This is a genomic window from Streptomyces sp. NPDC058741, assembly GCF_042746715.1.
GTDB lineage: Bacteria > Actinomycetota > Actinomycetes > Streptomycetales > Streptomycetaceae > Streptomyces.
In genome coordinates, this window is record NZ_JBHYQH010000047.1 from 22707 (window position 1) to 40223 (window position 17517).

The 17517-nt window shown below is 71.9% G+C and carries 18 protein-coding genes; 1 reads left to right on the forward strand and 17 read right to left on the reverse strand.

Annotated features, from left to right (window positions below):
• The first annotated feature begins 64 nt into the window (after nucleotides 1-64).
• Nucleotides 65-1756, forward strand: a complete 1692-nt coding sequence (gene paaN / locus ACFW6P_RS27730) for a phenylacetic acid degradation protein PaaN (protein WP_386425189.1) — start codon at nucleotides 65-67, stop codon at nucleotides 1754-1756.
• Here paaN and ACFW6P_RS27735 read toward each other — a convergent pair.
• The 17 genes from ACFW6P_RS27735 to ACFW6P_RS27815 form a co-directional block, all read right to left on the reverse strand.
• Nucleotides 1753-2568: a TrmH family RNA methyltransferase gene (locus ACFW6P_RS27735; protein WP_386359147.1), complete on the reverse strand. Its 816-nt coding sequence runs from the start codon at nucleotides 2566-2568 to the stop codon at nucleotides 1753-1755. The genes paaN and ACFW6P_RS27735 overlap by 4 nt on opposite strands.
• Nucleotides 2565-3779 (reverse strand): HTTM domain-containing protein, encoded by a 1215-nt coding sequence (locus ACFW6P_RS27740; RefSeq protein ID WP_386425191.1) that lies wholly within the window; start codon nucleotides 3777-3779, stop codon nucleotides 2565-2567. Before ACFW6P_RS27740 ends, ACFW6P_RS27735 begins: the two co-directional genes overlap by 4 nt.
• Nucleotides 3776-4606: a DUF5819 family protein gene (locus tag ACFW6P_RS27745; RefSeq protein ID WP_386425214.1), complete on the reverse strand. Its 831-nt coding sequence runs from the start codon at nucleotides 4604-4606 to the stop codon at nucleotides 3776-3778. The genes ACFW6P_RS27740 and ACFW6P_RS27745 overlap by 4 nt, the downstream gene beginning before the upstream one ends.
• An 862-nt stretch (nucleotides 4607-5468) precedes the next feature.
• Entirely contained in the window at nucleotides 5469-5798 is a 330-nt protein-coding gene (locus ACFW6P_RS27750; RefSeq protein ID WP_386359199.1) for a rhodanese-like domain-containing protein, read from the reverse strand.
• A 112-nt stretch (nucleotides 5799-5910) separates the two neighbouring features.
• Nucleotides 5911-6729 (reverse strand): hypothetical protein, encoded by an 819-nt coding sequence (locus ACFW6P_RS27755; RefSeq protein ID WP_386425194.1) that lies wholly within the window; start codon nucleotides 6727-6729, stop codon nucleotides 5911-5913.
• A gap of 365 nt (nucleotides 6730-7094) precedes the next feature.
• On the reverse strand, nucleotides 7095-8540 hold the full coding sequence (locus tag ACFW6P_RS27760; protein ID WP_386359153.1) for a DUF2252 domain-containing protein: 1446 nt from the start codon (nucleotides 8538-8540) through the stop codon (nucleotides 7095-7097).
• A 180-nt stretch (nucleotides 8541-8720) separates the two neighbouring features.
• Complete coding sequence (locus ACFW6P_RS27765) at nucleotides 8721-9581, reverse strand: 4'-phosphopantetheinyl transferase family protein (protein WP_386359155.1); 861 nt, start codon at nucleotides 9579-9581, stop codon at nucleotides 8721-8723.
• Entirely contained in the window at nucleotides 9578-9769 is a 192-nt protein-coding gene (locus tag ACFW6P_RS27770) for a hypothetical protein (RefSeq protein WP_386359157.1), read from the reverse strand. Before ACFW6P_RS27770 ends, ACFW6P_RS27765 begins: the two co-directional genes overlap by 4 nt.
• Nucleotides 9766-10167, reverse strand: coding sequence for a lipocalin-like domain-containing protein (locus tag ACFW6P_RS27775; RefSeq protein WP_386359158.1), 402 nt, complete (start codon nucleotides 10165-10167; stop codon nucleotides 9766-9768). Before ACFW6P_RS27775 ends, ACFW6P_RS27770 begins: the two co-directional genes overlap by 4 nt.
• Nucleotides 10168-10252: 85 nt before the next feature.
• Nucleotides 10253-11161, reverse strand: coding sequence for an alpha/beta hydrolase (locus ACFW6P_RS27780; protein WP_386359160.1), 909 nt, complete (start codon nucleotides 11159-11161; stop codon nucleotides 10253-10255).
• Nucleotides 11158-12108, reverse strand: coding sequence for an aromatase/cyclase (locus ACFW6P_RS27785; RefSeq protein ID WP_386359162.1), 951 nt, complete (start codon nucleotides 12106-12108; stop codon nucleotides 11158-11160). Before ACFW6P_RS27785 ends, ACFW6P_RS27780 begins: the two co-directional genes overlap by 4 nt.
• 28 nt (nucleotides 12109-12136) lie before the next feature.
• Nucleotides 12137-12922: a 3-oxoacyl-ACP reductase FabG gene (gene fabG / locus ACFW6P_RS27790; protein WP_386359164.1), complete on the reverse strand. Its 786-nt coding sequence runs from the start codon at nucleotides 12920-12922 to the stop codon at nucleotides 12137-12139.
• Nucleotides 12923-12969: 47 nt separating this feature from the next.
• A complete protein-coding gene (locus ACFW6P_RS27795; RefSeq protein ID WP_386359166.1) occupies nucleotides 12970-13233 on the reverse strand; it encodes an acyl carrier protein in 264 nt (87 codons plus the stop codon).
• Between the two features lie 65 nt (nucleotides 13234-13298).
• Complete coding sequence (locus ACFW6P_RS27800) at nucleotides 13299-14492, reverse strand: ketosynthase chain-length factor (protein ID WP_386359168.1); 1194 nt, start codon at nucleotides 14490-14492, stop codon at nucleotides 13299-13301.
• Nucleotides 14489-15760 carry a beta-ketoacyl-[acyl-carrier-protein] synthase family protein gene (locus ACFW6P_RS27805; RefSeq protein ID WP_386359170.1) on the reverse strand — a complete coding sequence of 424 codons (1272 nt, stop codon included), beginning with the start codon at nucleotides 15758-15760 and terminating at the stop codon, nucleotides 14489-14491. The genes ACFW6P_RS27800 and ACFW6P_RS27805 overlap by 4 nt, the downstream gene beginning before the upstream one ends.
• Nucleotides 15757-16410 carry a TcmI family type II polyketide cyclase gene (locus ACFW6P_RS27810; protein ID WP_386425197.1) on the reverse strand — a complete coding sequence of 218 codons (654 nt, stop codon included), beginning with the start codon at nucleotides 16408-16410 and terminating at the stop codon, nucleotides 15757-15759. Before ACFW6P_RS27810 ends, ACFW6P_RS27805 begins: the two co-directional genes overlap by 4 nt.
• Nucleotides 16411-16710: 300 nt before the next feature.
• Entirely contained in the window at nucleotides 16711-17388 is a 678-nt protein-coding gene (locus ACFW6P_RS27815) for a response regulator transcription factor (protein ID WP_386359174.1), read from the reverse strand.
• Nucleotides 17389-17517 lie beyond the last annotated feature (129 nt).

Genomic DNA, 17517 nt, shown 5'->3' on the forward strand with positions numbered 1-17517 from the left:
GCCCAGGTTTCCGCCCAGGTCATGAACTCTACGAGGAGTTCTTGAGACGAGGAGATGGTCACCCATGACCGCCGCACTCTCGGCGCACGAGCTGATCGCCCGGCACCGGTCCACCCTCGACCAGGCGCTGGAAGCGATCCGCACGCGCGCCTACTGGTCCCCGCACCCCGAGCACCCGAAGGCCTACGGGGAGCACGGCAGCCTGGACGCGGCGGCGGGCAAGACCGCCTTCGACGCGCTGCTCGGCACCCGCATGGCCCTCGGCCAGCCGGGCACGGACGACTGGGTGGGCGGTGAGACCTCCCCGTACGGCATCGACCTGAACGTGACGTACCCGCACGTGGACCTCGACGTGCTGCTGCCCGCCATGAAGGCCGGGCAGCGGGCCTGGCGGGACGCCGGCGCGGAGCAGCGCGCGGTGGTCTGCCTGGAGATCCTCAAGCGCATCAGCGACCGGACGCACGAGTTCGCGCACGCGGTCATGCACACCTCCGGCCAGGCGTTCATGATGGCGTTCCAGGCGGGCGGCCCGCACGCGCAGGACCGCGGCCTGGAGGCGGTGGCGTACGCGTACGTGGAGCAGGTGCGCACGCCGGACACGGCGGAGTGGACCAAGCCCCAGGGCAAGCGCGACCCGCTGGCGATGACCAAGCAGTTCACGCCGGTCCCCCGCGGCATCGCCCTGATGATCGGCTGCAACACCTTCCCGACGTGGAACGGCTACCCGGGCCTGTTCGCATCCCTCGCCACGGGCAACGCCGTGCTGGTCAAGCCCCACCCGCGCGCGGTGCTGCCGCTCGCCCTCACCGTGCGGGTCGCACGCGAGGTGCTCGCGGAGGCCGGCTTCGACCCGAACCTGGTCGCGCTGGCCGCCGAGCGGCCCGGCGAGGGCATCGCCAAGACGCTCGCGCTGCGCCCCGAGATCCGGATCATCGACTACACGGGCTCGACGGAGTTCGGCGACTGGCTGGAGGCCAACGCCCGCCAGGCGCAGGTCTACACGGAGAAGGCCGGCGTCAACACGGTCGTCGTGCACTCCACGTCCGACTACAGGGGCATGCTCTCCAACCTGGCGTTCTCGCTGTCCCTCTACAGCGGCCAGATGTGCACGACCCCGCAGAACCTGCTGATCCCGCGCGAGGGCGTCTCCACCGACCAGGGCCCCAAGTCCTACGACGAGGTCGTCGCCGACCTCGCCCGGGCCGTGGACGGGCTGCTGGGCGACGACGCCCGGGCCAACGCCCTGCTGGGCGCGATCGTCAACCCGGACGTGAAGGCCCGGCTGGAGGCCGCCGCGGGACTGGGCGAAGTCGCCCTGGCCTCCCGCGAGATCACCAACCCGGACTTCCCCCGCGCGGTCGTGCGCACGCCGGTGATCGTGAAGCTGGACGGTGCGAAGCCGGACGCCGAGGCCGCGTACATGAGCGAGTGCTTCGGTCCGGTGTCCTTCGCCGTCTCCGTCGACTCGGCGGCGGACGCGGTGGAGCTGCTGCGGCGCACCATCCGGGAGAAGGGCGCGATGACCGTCGGGGCGTACACGACCGACGCCGAGGTCGAGCAGGACGTGCAGGAGGTCTGCCTGGAGGAGGCGGCCCAGCTGTCGCTGAACCTGACGGGCGGGGTGTACGTGAACCAGACCGCGGCGTTCTCCGACTTCCACGGCTCGGGCGGCAACCCGGCGGCCAGTGCGGCGCTGTGCGACGGGGCCTTCGTCGCCAACCGGTTCCGGGTCGTCGAGGTGCGCCGGGAGGGCTAGGAGCCCGGGGTGCGGGTCGCCGTGCGGCCGCGGGTCGTCCGTGGCTGTTCGCGCGGTTCCCCGCGCCCCTGACGGGGCGTTCCGCAGCTCCAGTGGTACAGGGTCATGGCCACACTGGTCGCCAGGTTGTAGCTGGAGACCTGCGGGCGCATCGGGAGCGACAGCAGGTGGTCGGCCCTGTCCCGCAGCGGGGCCGACAGGCCCGTGCGCTCGGAGCCGAAGGCGAGGACGGCGTCGTCCGGGAGCCCGACGGCCCGGAGGTCGTCGCCCTCCGGATCCAGGGCGAAGACGGGGCCCGGCGGCAGGTCGGGCACGTCCAGCCGTTCCACGGCGGTGGCGAAGTGCAGGCCGGCACCGCCCCGTACGACCGTGGGGTGCCAGGGGTCGAGCGTCCCGGTGGTCACCACGCCGGTCACCCCGAAACCGGCGGCCAGGCGGATCACCGCCCCCGCGTTGCCGAGGTTGCGCGGGTGGTCGAGCACCACGACCGGGGCGGTACGGGGCGTGTGCCCCAGCCGGGCCAGGTTCGACTCGCGCGACGGGCGCACGGCCAGCGCGGCCACGGCGGTGGGGTGCGGGCGCGGCACGAGCGAGGCGTACGTCGCGTGCGGGACCTCCGTCAGGAGCGCGGCCAGCCCGTCGCGCAGGTCCGGGGCCAGTTCCCCGGCCAGGGCGAGGGCGGCCTGCCGGTCCGCGGTGACCGCCACCGGCACCTCGGCGCCGAAGCGCAGCGCGTGCTTGAGGGCGTGGAAGCCGTCGAGCAGGACGGCGTCACCGGCGAGCCGGTGCCAGACGGTGACGGGGTCGGTCATGCACCGAAGCCTACGTGCGTGTCCCGCGGACTCTCGTGGGTGCGCTGCCCGGGCAGCGGGACGGGCCGGGCGCGGCGCAGGACGCGGTCACGCGCGCGTGCGCTTCGGCCGCCGAGGCGGCGCAGGAAGGAGGTCGGCAGGAACACCGCGTCCGCCGCGATCATCGCGAGCGAGAAGAACGGCAGGCCGAGGACGACCGCGATCACTGCGTGCTCGGTGATCATGACGGCCAGCAGGACGTTCTTCACCCGCCGGTTGAGCAGCGTGAAGGGGAAGGCGACCTGCACCAGGACCGTCCCGTAGGTCACGAGCATCACCATCGTGCCGCTGGCGGACAGCAGGTCGGCGAGGACCGGCCAGGGCGAGAAGTACTCCAGCTGGAGCGGGTAGTAGACGGCGGTGCCGTCCTGCCAGCGGGAGCCCTGGATCTTGTACCAGCCGGCCGTCGCGTAGATCAGGCAGGCCTCGGCCATGATCACGAGCAGGGCGCCGTTGTGCACGACGTTCGCCACGACGTCGAGCACGATCCGCGGCTCACCGGTCCGCGCGCGGCGCCCCACCAGCCACCACAGTCCCTGCGCCAGCCACACCGTCCACAGCACGGCGGGTATCAGCAGGTCGTCACCGTCCATCCGGCCGGCCAGGGTCGTCGCGACCAGCACGAACCCGAGCACGCCCCACAGGACGGGGCCCGTCCGGTCCGTGACCGGCTCGCCCCGCGCGTGTGCCTCCCGGTTCCGCGCGGCCCGCCGGGCGTCCAGCGACCACACCCGGGCGCACCGTGTGAACACCAGGTAGATCGACATCAGGTGCAGCACGTTGTCGCCGCCGTCGCCCATGAAGACGCTGCGGTTCTGCAGCGACAGCACGCCGACCATGAACAGCACCGACATGGTGCGGGTGCGCCAGCCGAGCAGCAGCAGGGCGCTGCTGAGGACGGCGCACGCGTAGACGATCTCGAACCAGACGTCGCCCTGTGCCCACATCAGTACGGTGAAGGCACGGTTCGTGGTGATCAGCTGGGAGGCGAGCTCCCAGTTCCAGGGGCCGTCGGGACCGTAGAGCTCATGGCGGTGCGGGAGCTCGCGCAGCAGGAACAGCAGCCAGGTGGCACTGAAGCCGATACGGACGATGGCCGTCTGGTACGGGCCGAGGGCGGTCTCGGTGACGCGGGCGATACCGCGCGAGACGGCCAGGGAGAAGCGGTTCACCGCACGCGTCCCCCGGCCTCGTCGCGCGGCACCGTCCACCACGGCAGCTCGCGGTGGGACGGTGTGGTGCCGACCTCCTCGCGGCTCCACTCGGGCGGGGGCACGTTGGTGGTGCGGGAGCGGAACTGGATGCGCTCCAGGACACCGGCGCCCCCGGTCGTGGCCCGCACCGCGTCCTCGCGGTCCAGGCGCAGCACCGCGATGCGGCGCAGATAGGACTCGGAGAGGGTGCCGCGCAGGCCCACCGGCCGGTTCTCGCCGTCATGGGTCGCGACGAAGAAGTCCCAGGCGCGGCGCAGCTCGTTCTGCCGGGTGTGGCTGGGCAGCGGATTGCCGTCGATGGCCCGGCCGTCCTCGGCTGACAGGTCGTACCAGCCGGTGGTGACCGTCATGCCGTCCGTCCCGCGCACCGAGGCGCGGACCTGGATCGAGATGTTCTGCTGCAGCGGGTTCGGTGCGAAGAGCTTCCAGTTCTGCTCGAACTCAGGGTAGATCCAGTCGTCCACGGTCCCGCCGTGCTCCCGGGTGACCGTGTTCGGGGGCGCGACGTGCAGGAACGTCATCCCGAGGTGCACACAGACGACGCCCCCGACGACCGCCAGCGCCAGCGCGACGGCGAGCCGGTAGCGCAAGGACAGCACGGCGATGCCGCTACGGGGCTCACCGTGGGGGTCCGGGGCCACCGCGACGGGCGGATTCGGGGCGACGGGCGGATTCGGAGCGACGGGCAGGCACGGGTTGGTGGGGGGCCGCAGATCGACAGGAGGGCGCGGGTCGGTGGGTGGCCCCGGGGCCACGGGCGGCTGCGAGTTGGTGGGGGGCCGCAGATCGACAGCGCGGCGCGGGTCGGTGGGTGGCCCCGGCTCGGCAGAGGACCCCGGCTCGACAGGCGACCCCGGCTCGACAGAGGACCCCGGCTCGACAGGCGACCCCGGCTCGACAGGCGACCCCGGCTCGGCAGGCGACCCCGGCTCGGCAGAGGACCCCAGCTCGACAGGCGACCCCGGCTCGACAGGCGACCCCGGCTCGGCAGAGGAACCCGGCTCGACGGGGGGCCGCGGAACGCCCCGGGGGCCGGGTCCGTGCGGGGCGCCGGGCCGGCCCGGCGCGCGCCGGGAGTCCGAGCCCTCGTCGTACGCGTCCATTCCGCCCCGTTCCCGATCCCGATCCCGGTCCGTGTCCCGATCCCGGTCCGTCGTTCCGTCTGCCCGGCCGCGGGGCGTCGCACCGCCCGCGCGCCTCGCGCGGCGTCGGCACCGGAACGGTACTCAGGACGCACACCCGCGCACAGCCCCCCGCCCCCGGTCCGGACCGTGGCCGTCGCCACACCGCGGAAGCCGACCGTACGGCGCCCACGTCTGCCCGGGCACGGCAGTCCCCTTGGTCCAAAGGGGACCCCCGCAGGCCGTCCAAAGGGGCCCCGCAAGTCGTCCACAGGGGGCCCCGCAGGTCGTCCACAGGGCGCCCCGGCCGGTCGGCCACAGGAGGGACACCTTACGGCGCCCGCCCGTACGCCCCTTCTCTTTTTCTGGAACTCGTTCTATGTCGACGCCGGCCGTACGAGACCAGGCCGTGCCCGCCCACCCTGCGCCGGACTGGAGGACGCGTGCTGGCACGACCGGCGCGTACACCGGCAACAGGGAGCAGCCCGGGAGCTGCGGGGACGCGAGGCCGCGAGGCCCCGGGTCCTCAGAGGACGAAGCCGGGCTGCCCGTCGTCCGTCACGACCGGACGGCCCGACGCCTCCCACACCTGCATGCCGCCGTCGACGTTCACGGCGTCGACGCCCTGCTGGGCCAGGTACATCGTGACCTGGGCGGAACGGCCGCCGGAGCGGCAGATCACGTTGATCCGGCCGTTCTGCGGCGCGGCCTCGGTCAGCTCGCCGTACCGGGTGACGAACTCGCTGATCGGGATGTGCAGCGCTCCTTCGGCGTGACCGGCCTTCCACTCGTCGTCCTCCCGGACGTCCAGCAGGAAGTCGCCGTCCTTGAGGTCCGCGACCTCGACCGTGGGCACACCAGCTCCAAAACTCATGCGCCCGACGCTACCGGAACCACCCGGAGGGACAGTCAGGACGAGGCAGGCGGGGCACGGATCCAGCAGGGGCAAGGTCCAGCAGGGCCAGAGGTCAGCCCCCGCTCCCGTCCTTCCCCTGGCCGAGCAGTGCGGCCAGTTCCGTCTCGCGCTCGGTGACCTGTGCGAGCAGCCCCTGGCCGATCTCCTCCAGGAGGCGGTCCGGGTCGTCCGGGGACAGCTGGAGCATATGGCCGATGGCGCTGTCCTCCAGTTCCTTGGCGAGCAGGGACAGCATCTCCTTGCGCTGGGCGAGCCATTCCAGGCGGGCGTACAGCTCCTCGGCGCGGCTCGGTCCACGCTTCAGCTCCGGCCCTGCGGCCCACTCCTGGGCGAGCTCGCGCAACTCCGCCTCGTCGCCGCGGGCGTAGGCGGCGTTGACGCGGGTGAGGAACTCCTCGCGCCGGGAGCGCTCCGCCTCCTCCTGCGCCAGGTCGGGATGGGCCTTGCGGGCCAGGTCCCGGTAGAGCTTGCGGGCCTCGTCGCTGGGGCGGACCCGCTGCGGGGGCCGGACCGCCTGCTCGGTGAGCATGGCCACGGCCTCGGGGAACAGGCCGCTGTCGTCCATCCAGCCGTGCAGCAGTTCCTCGACGCCGGGGATCGGGGCGAGGCGGGCCCGGGCTTCCTCCGCGCGGCGCCGGTCGTCCGGGTCGCCACTGCGGGCGGCCCTGGCCTCCAGGATCCGGGCGTCCAGCTCCTCCAGGCGGCCGTAGAGCGGGCCGAGCTTCCGCTCGTGGAGACGGGAGAAGTTCTCGACCTCCACGCGGAACGTCTCGAGCGCGATCTCGTACTCGATCAGCGCCTGTTCGGCTGCCCGTACGGCGCGCTCCAGCGGGGCCTCGGGGCGGGTCGCGTCGTCTTCGGGCGTCGTCACCCGACCAGACTAGGCCACCGTGGAGCGGGAGTTCCGTGCCCCCGTCGTCCCACGGGTCCCGCCCCGTTTCCCCGGCGGCACCCCACGACCGGAACCCGACCGGACCCCAACCGGACCCCAACCGGACCTCGGCCGGACCCCAACCGGACCACGACCGGACCACGACCGACCTCGGCCGGACCCGACCGGACTCCGACCGACCTCGGCCGGACCCCAACCGGACCACAACCGGACCACGACCGGACCACGACCGACCTCGGCCGGACCCGACCGGACTCCGACCGACCCCAACCGGACCACAACCGGACCACAACCGGACCACAACCGACCCGGCCGGGCCCGACCGGACCTCGGCCGGACCCCGGTCAGACCTCGGCGGCGAGCTTCCCCACGCGCACCGCCTCCACCAGATCCGCGTGGTCCGCCTCGGTCCGGTCGGCGTAGGCCACCGCGAACCGTGCCATCGCCTCGTCCAGCTCCTCGTTCTTGCCGCAGTATCCGGCGACGAGCCGCGGGTCGGCGCTGTGGGAGTGGGCCCGGGCGAGCAGCGCGCCGGTCATACGGCCGTAGTCGTCCAGCTGGTCGGGGGCCAGGGCGGCCGGATCGACGCTGCCCTTGCGGTTGCGGAACTGGCGGACCTGGAAGGGACGCCGGTCCACCGTCGTCCAGCCCAGCAGCATGTCGCTGACGACCTGCATGCGCTTCTGTCCGAGGACCACACGACGGCCCTCGTGAGCGGCCTCCGGCGCCTCGAAACCGGCCGTGCGCAGATGCGGCACCAGCGCCGACGGCCGGGCCTCCTTCACCTGCAGGACCAGCGCCTCCCCCCGGTGGTCCAGGAGCAGCACGACGTAGGACCGGGTGCCGACGCTGCCCGTGCCGACGACGCGGAACGCCACGTCGTGCACCGCGTGCCGGGCGAGGAGGGGCAGGCGGTCCTCCGGCAGGGTGCCGACGTAGTCCTCCAGGGACGCCGCCACCAGCACGGCCTCCTCGTCGGGGACGCGCCGCAGCACCGGCGGGGCGTCCATGAAGCGGCGGCCGCCGTCCTCCGTGGCCTCGGTCGACTTGGCCGCGAAGCGCCCGCTGGTGTTGAGGCGGGCCTTCTCGGAGACCCGCTCCAGCGTGCCGAGCAGGTCGTGGGCGTCCGTGTGGGAGACGAGCTCCTCGTCCGCGATGGCGTTCCACGCGTCCAGCACCGGGATTTTGGCCAGCAGCCGCATGGTCCGGCGGTAGGCGCCCACCGCGTCGTGGGCCGCCGCGTGGCACCGGTCCTCGTCGGCGCCGGCCTCCCGGCCCGCGAGCACCAGGGAGGCCGCGAGGCGCTTGAGGTCCCACTCCCAGGGGCCGGGCACCGTCTCGTCGAAGTCGTTCAGATCGATGACCAGACCGCCGCGCGCGTCGCCGTAGAGACCGAAGTTCGCCGCGTGGGCGTCGCCGCAGATCTGTGCCCGTATGCCCGTCGTCGGTGTGCGTGCGAGGTCGAAGGCCATCAGGCCCGCCGAGCCGCGCAGGAACGCGAACGGCGAGGCGGACATGCGGCCGACCCGGAGCGGGGTCAGCTCGGGAAGCCGGCCGCGGCCCGACTCCTCGACCGCGCTCACCGCGTCGGGCCGGGAGGCGTCCAGGTCGAGCGCGGCGTGCGCGTCGCGCGGTGTCCGCTCGCGCAGGGCCTTGCCCTCCTTCTTGGGCGAACCCCCGGACGGCCACTCGGCGAAGCCGCGCACCCGCGGCAACCGGCCCCGCACCCCGCCTTCGCGCGCCGGCTCCTTGCCCGCCCCGTCGCCGACTCGGGACTCTGTCCCGCTCATTCCGACCGCCTCCCCCACACGCACGAATCCGTCCGCGGCAGCTTCGCTGACGCATGCGAGCGGATCAATACCGTCACCGGCTCCGGCATCGGGCACCGGCAGGTTCAGAGACTGGCTGTCGGACTGCATGGCGAGCCGATCGACAGTGCGGGCGGCCCCTCGTGGCCCACCGCATCGTGATCAGTTGACGCTGCGCCAGATATGTTGTTCGGTCTCCTCGTCGCAGCAGTCCCGGCCCCCGTCACCCCGGGGCGCCCGCTCGGGTGCCCGGGCGTGGTCGTCGGCCCTGCCGATGCTGTTCTGCTGGGCGAGATCATTCATGAAGCGGTCCGTCCTTCCGGTCTCCAGGGCTGTCTCACGAAACGGGGTGACAAACACGGGTTCCCGGGGCGGTTCGCCCGCGGACGAGCCCACCGCGGCGACGTATCCGCCAGGGAGCCGGAAGGCTCTGAACTCCGCCGCGGCGTAAGGGGTGCGCGCGGCGAGCGGGAAGCGGGCGCCCGGGCACTCGAACACGATGCTCCGCAGGCCCGCACGCAGGCCCTGGCCGGTCAGTTTGGCGGCTGACTCCTTCAGCACCCACAGGGCCGCCCGGCGTTCCTCGTCCCGTGGCATGGCCTGCAGGGCCGCCTGCTCGCCGGGGCCGAGGAAGGCGGTGTCGGGCAGCCGGGTCACACGCGCCACCTGCTCCGTGTCGACTCCGACCCGCGCCCCCAGGGCCGCGGCCGCCAGCGCGTACCGGCCGCCGTGCGCGATGCTCAGCGACAACTGCGGCCTGCCCACCACGTACGGCTGCCCGCCGGGACGCTGGCCGGTGCACAGGGTCGTCCAGGGCGTGCCGACGATCCGTGCGGCGGCCCGGCGGGCCAGCCACCGGCCGATCAGCGAGCGGGTCCGGTCCGCGGCCAGCCGCTTTCGCAGGACGCGCTCGCGTTCGGCCGGCGGCAGCACCTTGAACACCGTGCGCGCGAGTTCCTCGGTGCCCGGGGAGCGCAGGTCGTACGCGAGGAGCAGCACGCGCGGCGGGGCGCCCGGGGTCATGTGCCCTCCAGGCCCAGCCGCCCGAGGTGCTCGGCCACCGCCGCGGCGCTCCGGCCTTCCGCCGGCTCCTGCTCCGGGCCAGTGGCCGCGATGCGCACCGCTCCGAGGGCGAAGATGGTCAGGGCCACCAGCAGGGGGTGGTCGGCGTCCTCGGCCATCCCGGCGAGCGTGTCCACCAGGGCGCTCATCGGGCACCCCCGGAACGCTCGGTCCGGCGCCACACGAGGACGCGCCGCTGCGGACGCGCGTCCACCTCCCGGGTGGCGCGGACGGTGAGGACGTCTCCGTCGAGTTCGGCGTCCCGGGACTGCTCGATGCCGATCCAGTCGCGGCGCGACGAGATCCGGATACGGTGCACGAGCTTCCCGTCCTGCACCCGCCACTCGCCCGCGTAGCCCATGTACGACGGGCCCGGCGCCGCAGACGGTGTGGTGGGCATCATGCTCACCGAGACGTGGCCGTCGGGTGTGTAGATCAGCATGCCCGACGGGGACGGCCCGAGCGGGCCCTCTCCCACGGGCCGCCCGGCCTCGTCCACGTCGTGGAAGGCGTCCAGGTGCCACACGCCGACGATGTCCTGGGTCATGTCCGGTCCTGCTTTCTGAGCGTGGGTCTGATCGGGTCGTGTGGTGCGATCGGGGAACCAGCGGCCAGGGGAAACCGCAGCGGTGTCAGGCGCTGTAGGGGGAGATCAGCGCGGGGCTCCCCTCCGCCTCCCGCGACCACAGGCACTCCTCCGCGAAGCCGAGGGCCCTGAGGTGGTAGGCGCGGGCCGTCCAGCCGAGGCTGATGTTGTGGCCTGCGTCGGGCTGGTGGTCCGTCACCACTCGGGGGGCCGAGCTCAGCCGTGACCGCAGCCGGGCGACCGCCTGCTGGTCGTGCTGCCACCAGGCCTCGTGCTCGGCGAAGGTGAACCGGACCGGAACCCGGATCCGCCCGGCGAACTCGGCGAACTCCTCGGGCCAGCGGACGGCGTCCGCGAGCTCACGCGGCGGAACCGAGGTGACGACGGCGCCGCTGGCCTGGAACGTCCCCGGGGGATACAGCCGCAGCGGCCCCCAGTTGAGCCGCCAGCTGCGCCGCCCGTGCGTGTCCCGGGCGCTGAACGGCACCGCGTACTCGCCGCCGCAGCCGGAGACGTCGAGGCCGAGCAGGCGCGGCACCGTGCCGTCCGCGGCGATCCGCAGCGCCGGCTTGCCGCCGAAGGAGTGGGCGAGGAGGAAGACGCCGCTGCCCGTGTCGAACCGCGCCGTCAGGGAACGCAGGGCCGCGCCGAGCGTCGCCGCCTGTTCCGCGACCCCCTGCCCCTGGGGCAGCTGCCGGGCCGAGAGGCCGTAGCCCGGGCGGTCCACGGCCACCACCGCGAACCCGAGGCTCGTGGCGAGGTCGAGGAACGACGTGTCCGGGAGGGCCGGTCCGTGAAAGTACGAGGCGCTCATCCCGGCCCCGTGCAGGGCGACGACCATCGCCCTGCACGGCGCCTGCGACGGGAGGGCGAGCAGCGCGGACAGGGTGATGCCGTCCGCGTCGAGGGTGATGCTGCGCACTCCCGCCGGGGCGGCAGGCTGTGCCACCGTCACGGACGGTCGCCCCCGGCGCGCCCCTCGGCGAACGACCTGGCCAGACCGAGGGTCGCCATGCTGTTGGTGCTCAGCGCCGTACGGACGTAGTCGATCGCGTCCTGCACGGTCGCGTCCGCGCCCAGGATCTTCGCGATGTTCCCGGTGTTGACCGTGAACGTGTGCTGCGAGGAGGCCGTGACGCCGTCCTCGGTCGGCGTGATGGTCCAGCGGCCGGTGTGCAGCGTGATGAGGGCGGGCAGGGTGACCTGCTTGTAGGCGATCCGGTGGTGCGGCAGGCACACGCGGTACGACTTCGTGGTGTGCGAGGTGCCGTCCTTGGACAGGGTGTCCATCTCCAGCGTCTGCAGGCCGGGCGCCGGCTCCTCGAGCCGCACCGCGAGGACGTGCGGCAGACGCTCGGTCCACAGGTCCGCCCGGTCGATGAACTCGTACACGTCACCGGCGGATCCGCTGATCGCGATCGTGTCCTCGAAGGAGCAGGTCCTCTCGTCGGTGGCGCCCTCGGACTCGGCGATCGCCCGCAGGGACTCCAGTTCCGAGCGGGAGTTGCTGTCCACCACCTCGTCGAGCCAGGCCAGACCCTCGGCGTCGACCGCCTGGTAGTCGTGGTCGAGGCGCACCAGTGCGTCCCCGGAGGGCAGCGCTTCTATGTGCCAGGTGCCGCCCATCGCGGCCACGGGAGGCGTGCTGACCTCCTGCCGGAACCGGATGCGGAGGTTCTCCGGGTCGAGGGTCCGGTGCGACGTCCAGTTCTTGACGGTGTCGCCGGCCGTCGCCCATATGCGGATGCGCTCCTCGCGTTCGCCGCGCTCCACATGGTCGACGTAGATGTTCGGGGGAAAGAGCCGGGGCCAGTCCTCGGCATGCGCGAGCATGCGGTAGACGGTTTCGGCGGGGGCCGAGATCTTGATCTCGTGACGGGACTCGTGCAGCTCCGACGGCATGGTGAACTCCTTCGCGCTCGGGAGGTGGTCAGAAGTTGCCGAGGCCGCCGCAGACGTTCAGGGCCTGCGCGGTGATGGACGCCGCCGTGTCGGTCACCAGGTAGCCGACCAGGCCCGCCACTTCCTCGGCGGTGGAGTAGCGGCCCAGCGGGATCTTCGCCTGGAACTTCTCCAGGATCGCCGACTCCGGGGCACCGGACAGGCGGGAGTAGTTCTGCCGTACCCGCTCGGCCATCGGCGTCTCGACATAGCCCGGGCAGACCGCGTTGACCGTGATGCCGGTGGGAGCCAGTTCGTTGCCCAGCGCCTTGGTGAAGCCGACGACGCCGTGCTTGGAGGCGGAGTACGGGGCGCCCAGAATGACGCCCTGCTTGCCGGCGGTGGAGGCGATGTTGACGATGCGCCCCCAGTCCTTGTGCCGCATTCCGCCCGTGGTCAGCACCTCGCGGGTCAGGCGGAACACGCTGTTGAGGTTGGTGTCGATGATGTCGTCCCACAGCTCGTCCGGGATGTCGGCGGTGACGCCGCCGCCGGGGATCCCCGCGTTGTTGACGAGCACGTCGACGGTGCCGAATCGCTCGACGGCTGCCTGGACGAACCCGCGGACCGAGTCCATGGACCGCACGTCCAGGACCACGCCGTCCACGTCGAGCTGCTCCTCCTGGAGCTGCTTGACGGTCGTGACGACCTTGTCCTCGGTGCGCGAGCCGATGAACACCCGGTGCCCCTGCCCGGCCAGCAGCCGGGTGACCGCCAGACCGATGCCGCTGGTGGCACCCGTCACCAGGACGACCCGGCTCTTCTGCTCTGTCATGTCCCCTCTTTCCCTGTGGTTTTCCCTGTGCTGTCGGGCTGCTGTGGTCAGGCGGCCTGGGCGACCAGGTGGGCGGAGACGGCGTCGAGGAGGGCGCGCGGGGTGGTCGCGTCGCCCACGACGGTCTCGTCCAGCTCGATGCCGTACTCGCGTTCGACGCGGCTGGCCGTCTCCAGCAGGGCGAGCGAGTCGTAGCCGATGTCCGAGAAGTCGGTGTCGAGGACATCCCCGTCGAGGCCGGTGCCGTCGGGGGCGCCGGAGCCTTCGAGGAGGATGCGCTTGAGGTCGTCGAGGGTGAAGGTGCGGGACATGGGGAGCCTTCCTGTTTGTTCCTGCTTGCGGTGGGAGTGGGGCGCGGAGGAAAGTGCGGCGGCGCTCAGGAGCGCACGACCATGGCCGAGTTGAAGCCGCCGTGACCCCGGGCGAGGACGAGCGCGGTGCGCAGGCGGGCGGCGCGGGGCTGGGAGACGACCAGGTCGAGGCCGTAGTGTTCGGCCGGCTCGGTGTGGACCGTCGGCGGGATCGTGTCCTCGTCCAGGGCGAGGAAGGCCGTGGCCAGGTCGAGTGCCGCGCCCCCGGCGTACAGCCGTCCCGTCATCGTCTTCGGCGCGGTGACCGGTACGCCGTGGGGCCCGAAGACCTCGACGATCGCCTCGGCCTCGACGCGGTCGAGCTCCGGCTCAGCCGCCGCGTCGGCGAACACCACGTCCACGTCGGCCGGGGTCACGCCCGCGTCGGCGAGGGCGAGTTCCATGGCCTTGCGCAGACCGGGTTCGGCTCCGTCGAAGGTGGCGGCGTACCCGGTGATCTCGCCGTACACCTTGGCGCCGCGGGCCCTCGCGGAGTCGGCCGACTCCATGATGAGCAGGGCGCCGCCCTCACCGGCCACGTGGCCGGCGGCCCGGTCGTCGAAGGGCAGGTAGGCGTGGGTCGGCTCCTCGGCCGTGCTGAGACGGCCACTGGTGAGCAGTCCTGTCCAGCCCCAGGAGCACAGCAGCGCGTCCACGGCGCCGGCGACGACGAGCGAGGTGCCCTTGCGGATCTGGCGCCGGGCCTGGGCCACCGCGTCCAGACCGCCGGCCTGGTCCGTGACGACCACTCCGCTGGGGCCCTTCATGCCGTGGCGGATGGAGATCTGGCCGGTGTTGACCGCGTAGAACCAGGCGAACGACTGGTACGCGCTCACGTACTGGCTGCCCTTGCTCCACAGGTTCTTCAGCTCGTGCTGGCTGAACGCGAACCCGCCCGCCGAGCTTGCGGTGCTCACGCCCATGCTGAACTCGGGCAGTTCGACCGGCGTCACCCCGGCGTCGGCGAGCGCCCAGTCCGCCGCGACAAGCGAGAGCCGGGTGACCCGGTCGGTCTGGGGCATCAGCCTGCTGGGCAGGTGCTCCTCGGCCCTGAAGCCGCTGATCTCGCCGGCGAGCTTCGCCGGGTACTGGGAGGCGTCGAAGTGGGTGAGCGGGCCGATGCCGCTCTTGCCGGCGAGGGTCGCGTTCCAGAAGTCCTGGCCGCCGAGTCCGTTGGGCGCCGCCACGCCCAGACCGGTCACCACCACTGAGGCCGTCATGCCGCGCTCCTTTCGGGCTGGGCCAGCACCATGGCGCTCTGGAACCCGCCGAAGCCGCTGCCGACCGTGAGGACGGCGTCGACGAGCTGGTCGCGGGACGTGAGCGGCACGTAGTCCAGGTCGCACTCGGGGTCAGGGGTGTGCAGGTTCGCCGTGGGCGGTACCACGTTGTGCTGGATCGCGAGGATCGATGCGGCGATCTCGATGGATCCGATCGCGCCCAGCGAGTGCCCCACCATCGACTTGATGGAGCTCACCGGTGTGCGGTACGCGTGGTCGCCCAGGCTGCGCTTGAACGCGGCGGTCTCGTGGCGGTCGTTCTGCTTGGTCCCCGAACCGTGCGCGTTGATGTAGTCGATGTCCGTGGGGTTCATCCGGGCCTCGTCCAGGGCGACGGTGATCGCCTCGGCCATCTCCGCGCCGTCGGCCCGCAGGCCCGTCATGTGGTAAGCGTTGCTCCGGGTCGCGTATCCCGCGATCTCCGCGTAGACACGGGCACCCCGGCGCCGCGCGCTCTCGAGTTCCTCGAGGACGAACACCGCGGCGCCCTCGCCGAGCACGAACCCGTTGCGGGTGCCGTCGAAGGGCCGGGAAGCGTGCTCCGGTTCGTCGTTGCGGGGCGTGGTCGCCTTGATCGCGTCGAAGCAGGCGAGGGTGATCGGCGAGATCGGCGCGTCGGTGGCTCCGGTGACCACGACGTCGGCCGTGCCCTCGCGGATCAGTTCGGCGGCGTAGCCCACCGAGTCGAGTCCGGAGGTGCAGCCCGCCGACACCACGCTGCTCGGTCCCTGTGCGCCGACGGCGCGGGCGACCTCGGCCGCGAAGGAGCTCGGCACGAAGTAGTTGTAGAAGTGCGGGTCGGCGTAGGTGTGCTCGACCAGGTCGAGGCGGCCGTCGTCACTGACCATCCGGTAGTCCTCGTCGAGGCTCATGGTGGAGCCGACGGCGGTACCGACGGTGACGCCGATCCGGTAGGGGTCGAGGGCGTCGAGGGCCAGGCCGCTGTCGGCGACGGCGCCGCGCGCGGCGACCACCGCGAACTGGGCGGCCCGGTCCATCCGCCGGACCTCCTGCGGGGTCAGGCCGTGCTCGTACGGGTCGAAGTCGACCTCGGCGGCCACGCGGGAGCGGAACGGGGTGGGGTCGAAGAAGGTGATGCCCCGGGTCGCGGTGCGTCCCTCGGTGAGCAGCTCCCAGAACTTCCGGGCGCCGACTCCGCCGGGGGCGATGACCTCGACGCCGGTGATGACGACTCGTCGCGCGGTCACGCCGAGGCCTCCCAGAGGTAGAAGCGGGTGGCGATCTGGTCGGCCGTGGAGCGCCAGCGCTCCGGGGCGTACTTCTTCACCAGCGGGTCGAGGTCGGCGCAGATCTTCACGAAGCGTGGGTCGGCCTCCTTCCACGCCTGGTCGATCACGGCCGTGCCGTTCTCACTCGGGAAGTCCTGGATGTGGAAGTACACGCCGTGGTACGAGAACAGCTGCCGGCGCCGGGTGCCCATCCGGTACGGGAAGTCGGTGGCGTCCAGTTCGCCGAAGAGCCGGGCGACCTCGGGGATGACATCGTCGGCGACCCGGTTCACGATGACCGTGCTGTGCAGGCCGGTCTCCTTGTCCACGGGCGGGTCTCCCTCCCAGTGGTAGAAGGTGGCGGCACGGTCGTCGGCGAGGGTCGGCTCGTAGGCCGTGACCAGGGGGGCCGTCCGCTCGCGGAGTCCGGCCACCCGGGAGTCCTTCGCCGCTCCCTCGGCCTTCTTGTCGGCGTTCTCCCCGGTGAAGTCCTGGATGTGGACGAAGACGTCGTAGTAGCTGTACAGCTGCCGGCGTTTCAGGCCGGATATCCCGGGCGCGGTCACCGCGTCGAATTCAGCGAAGATCTCGGATATCTCCTTGCTGGAATCCCCGTTCAGCCTTCCCACGCTCACCACAGTGAACATGCCCTGCCCTCCCGTTGTCTTCCGACAGATCGGATTATGCATTCACTATTCACCAGGACTCGTTGCACTCTCAACACGTTCCACTTCATAAGTTCTACATTTCCATGAAGGGAATTGTCAGGTCCCCCCACGCACAACTCAGCGGCATGTCAGGGGAATGTCAGAAGGGCAGCTCAGGGCATGAGAAAGCCGCCGCCACAGCTGGAAGAGCTGCGGCGGCGGCCGGCAAAGCGCTCTCTTCTGTTATGACATCACGGCTACGCCCGTGTTACGAAATCACGGCTACGCCCGCCCGATGCGGAAGCCGACGCCCCGCACCGTGAGAATCCAGGACTTCTCGCCGAGTTTTCCGCGAATGCTGCTGACGTGCGTGTCGACCGTGCGGCGCGACCAGGAGTCGTTCCAGACCTGTCGCATGATGTGCTCACGTGAGATGACACTGTCGGGATTGGCCGCGAGCAGCTGGAGCAGGTCGAATTCCTTGCGGCTCATCGGGATCATCCGGTTGTGCAGCTGCACTTCGCGGGTGAGCGCGTCGATCCGCAAGGGTCCGTGCTCGATGATGTGCTCGCCCTGCCGGCGCGGGGTCGCGCGCCGCATCACCGCGTCCATCCGGGCCAGGAGCTCCCGGAATCCGTAGGGCTTGACCACGTAGTCGTCGGCCCCGGCCTGGAGGGCCAGCACGCAGTCCAGCTCGGAGTCGCGGTCGGTGACCACGATGATCGGGGTGTCACAGGTGGCCCGGATGGCCCGGCACACCTCCAGCCCGTCGATGTCGGGAAGGTCGGGGCCCAGCAGTACGACATCCGCCTGGTCATAGACGCCGAGCGCCTTGGCGCCGGTGTCGACGCAGGTCACCTGGTGCACGTGCCGACCCAGCGCCTCGCTCAGCGACTCCCGTTGCCGGTGCTCGCTCTCGACGAGGAGTACCTGCCAGGTGTCGAACGCGGGCAACGACACGGGCAGAGGCCGCGCCGGCAGCACGGCGACACTGCCGTGGTACCGCTGCCGATCGGCCTCACCGGCAGTATCCGTCCGTATGTCACTTTCCGATATCTCGGCACACTGATTCATCCATCTACCCCCATG

Bases quoted from the DNA above. Each gene is read 5' to 3' on its own strand.
- paaN (WP_386425189.1), top strand. From the start codon at position 65: ATGACCGCCGCACTCTCGGCGCACGAGCTGATCGCCCGGCACCGGTCC.
- ACFW6P_RS27735 (WP_386359147.1), bottom strand. From the start codon at position 2,568: ATGACCGACCCCGTCACCGTCTGGCACCGGCTCGCCGGTGACGCCGTC.
- ACFW6P_RS27760 (WP_386359153.1), bottom strand. From the start codon at position 8,540: ATGAGCGGGACAGAGTCCCGAGTCGGCGACGGGGCGGGCAAGGAGCCG.
- ACFW6P_RS27765 (WP_386359155.1), bottom strand. From the start codon at position 9,581: ATGACCCCGGGCGCCCCGCCGCGCGTGCTGCTCCTCGCGTACGACCTG.
- ACFW6P_RS27770 (WP_386359157.1), bottom strand. From the start codon at position 9,769: ATGAGCGCCCTGGTGGACACGCTCGCCGGGATGGCCGAGGACGCCGAC.
- ACFW6P_RS27775 (WP_386359158.1), bottom strand. From the start codon at position 10,167: ATGACCCAGGACATCGTCGGCGTGTGGCACCTGGACGCCTTCCACGAC.
- ACFW6P_RS27785 (WP_386359162.1), bottom strand. From the start codon at position 12,108: ATGCCGTCGGAGCTGCACGAGTCCCGTCACGAGATCAAGATCTCGGCC.
- fabG (WP_386359164.1), bottom strand. From the start codon at position 12,922: ATGACAGAGCAGAAGAGCCGGGTCGTCCTGGTGACGGGTGCCACCAGC.
- ACFW6P_RS27795 (WP_386359166.1), bottom strand. From the start codon at position 13,233: ATGTCCCGCACCTTCACCCTCGACGACCTCAAGCGCATCCTCCTCGAA.
- ACFW6P_RS27800 (WP_386359168.1), bottom strand. From the start codon at position 14,492: ATGACGGCCTCAGTGGTGGTGACCGGTCTGGGCGTGGCGGCGCCCAAC.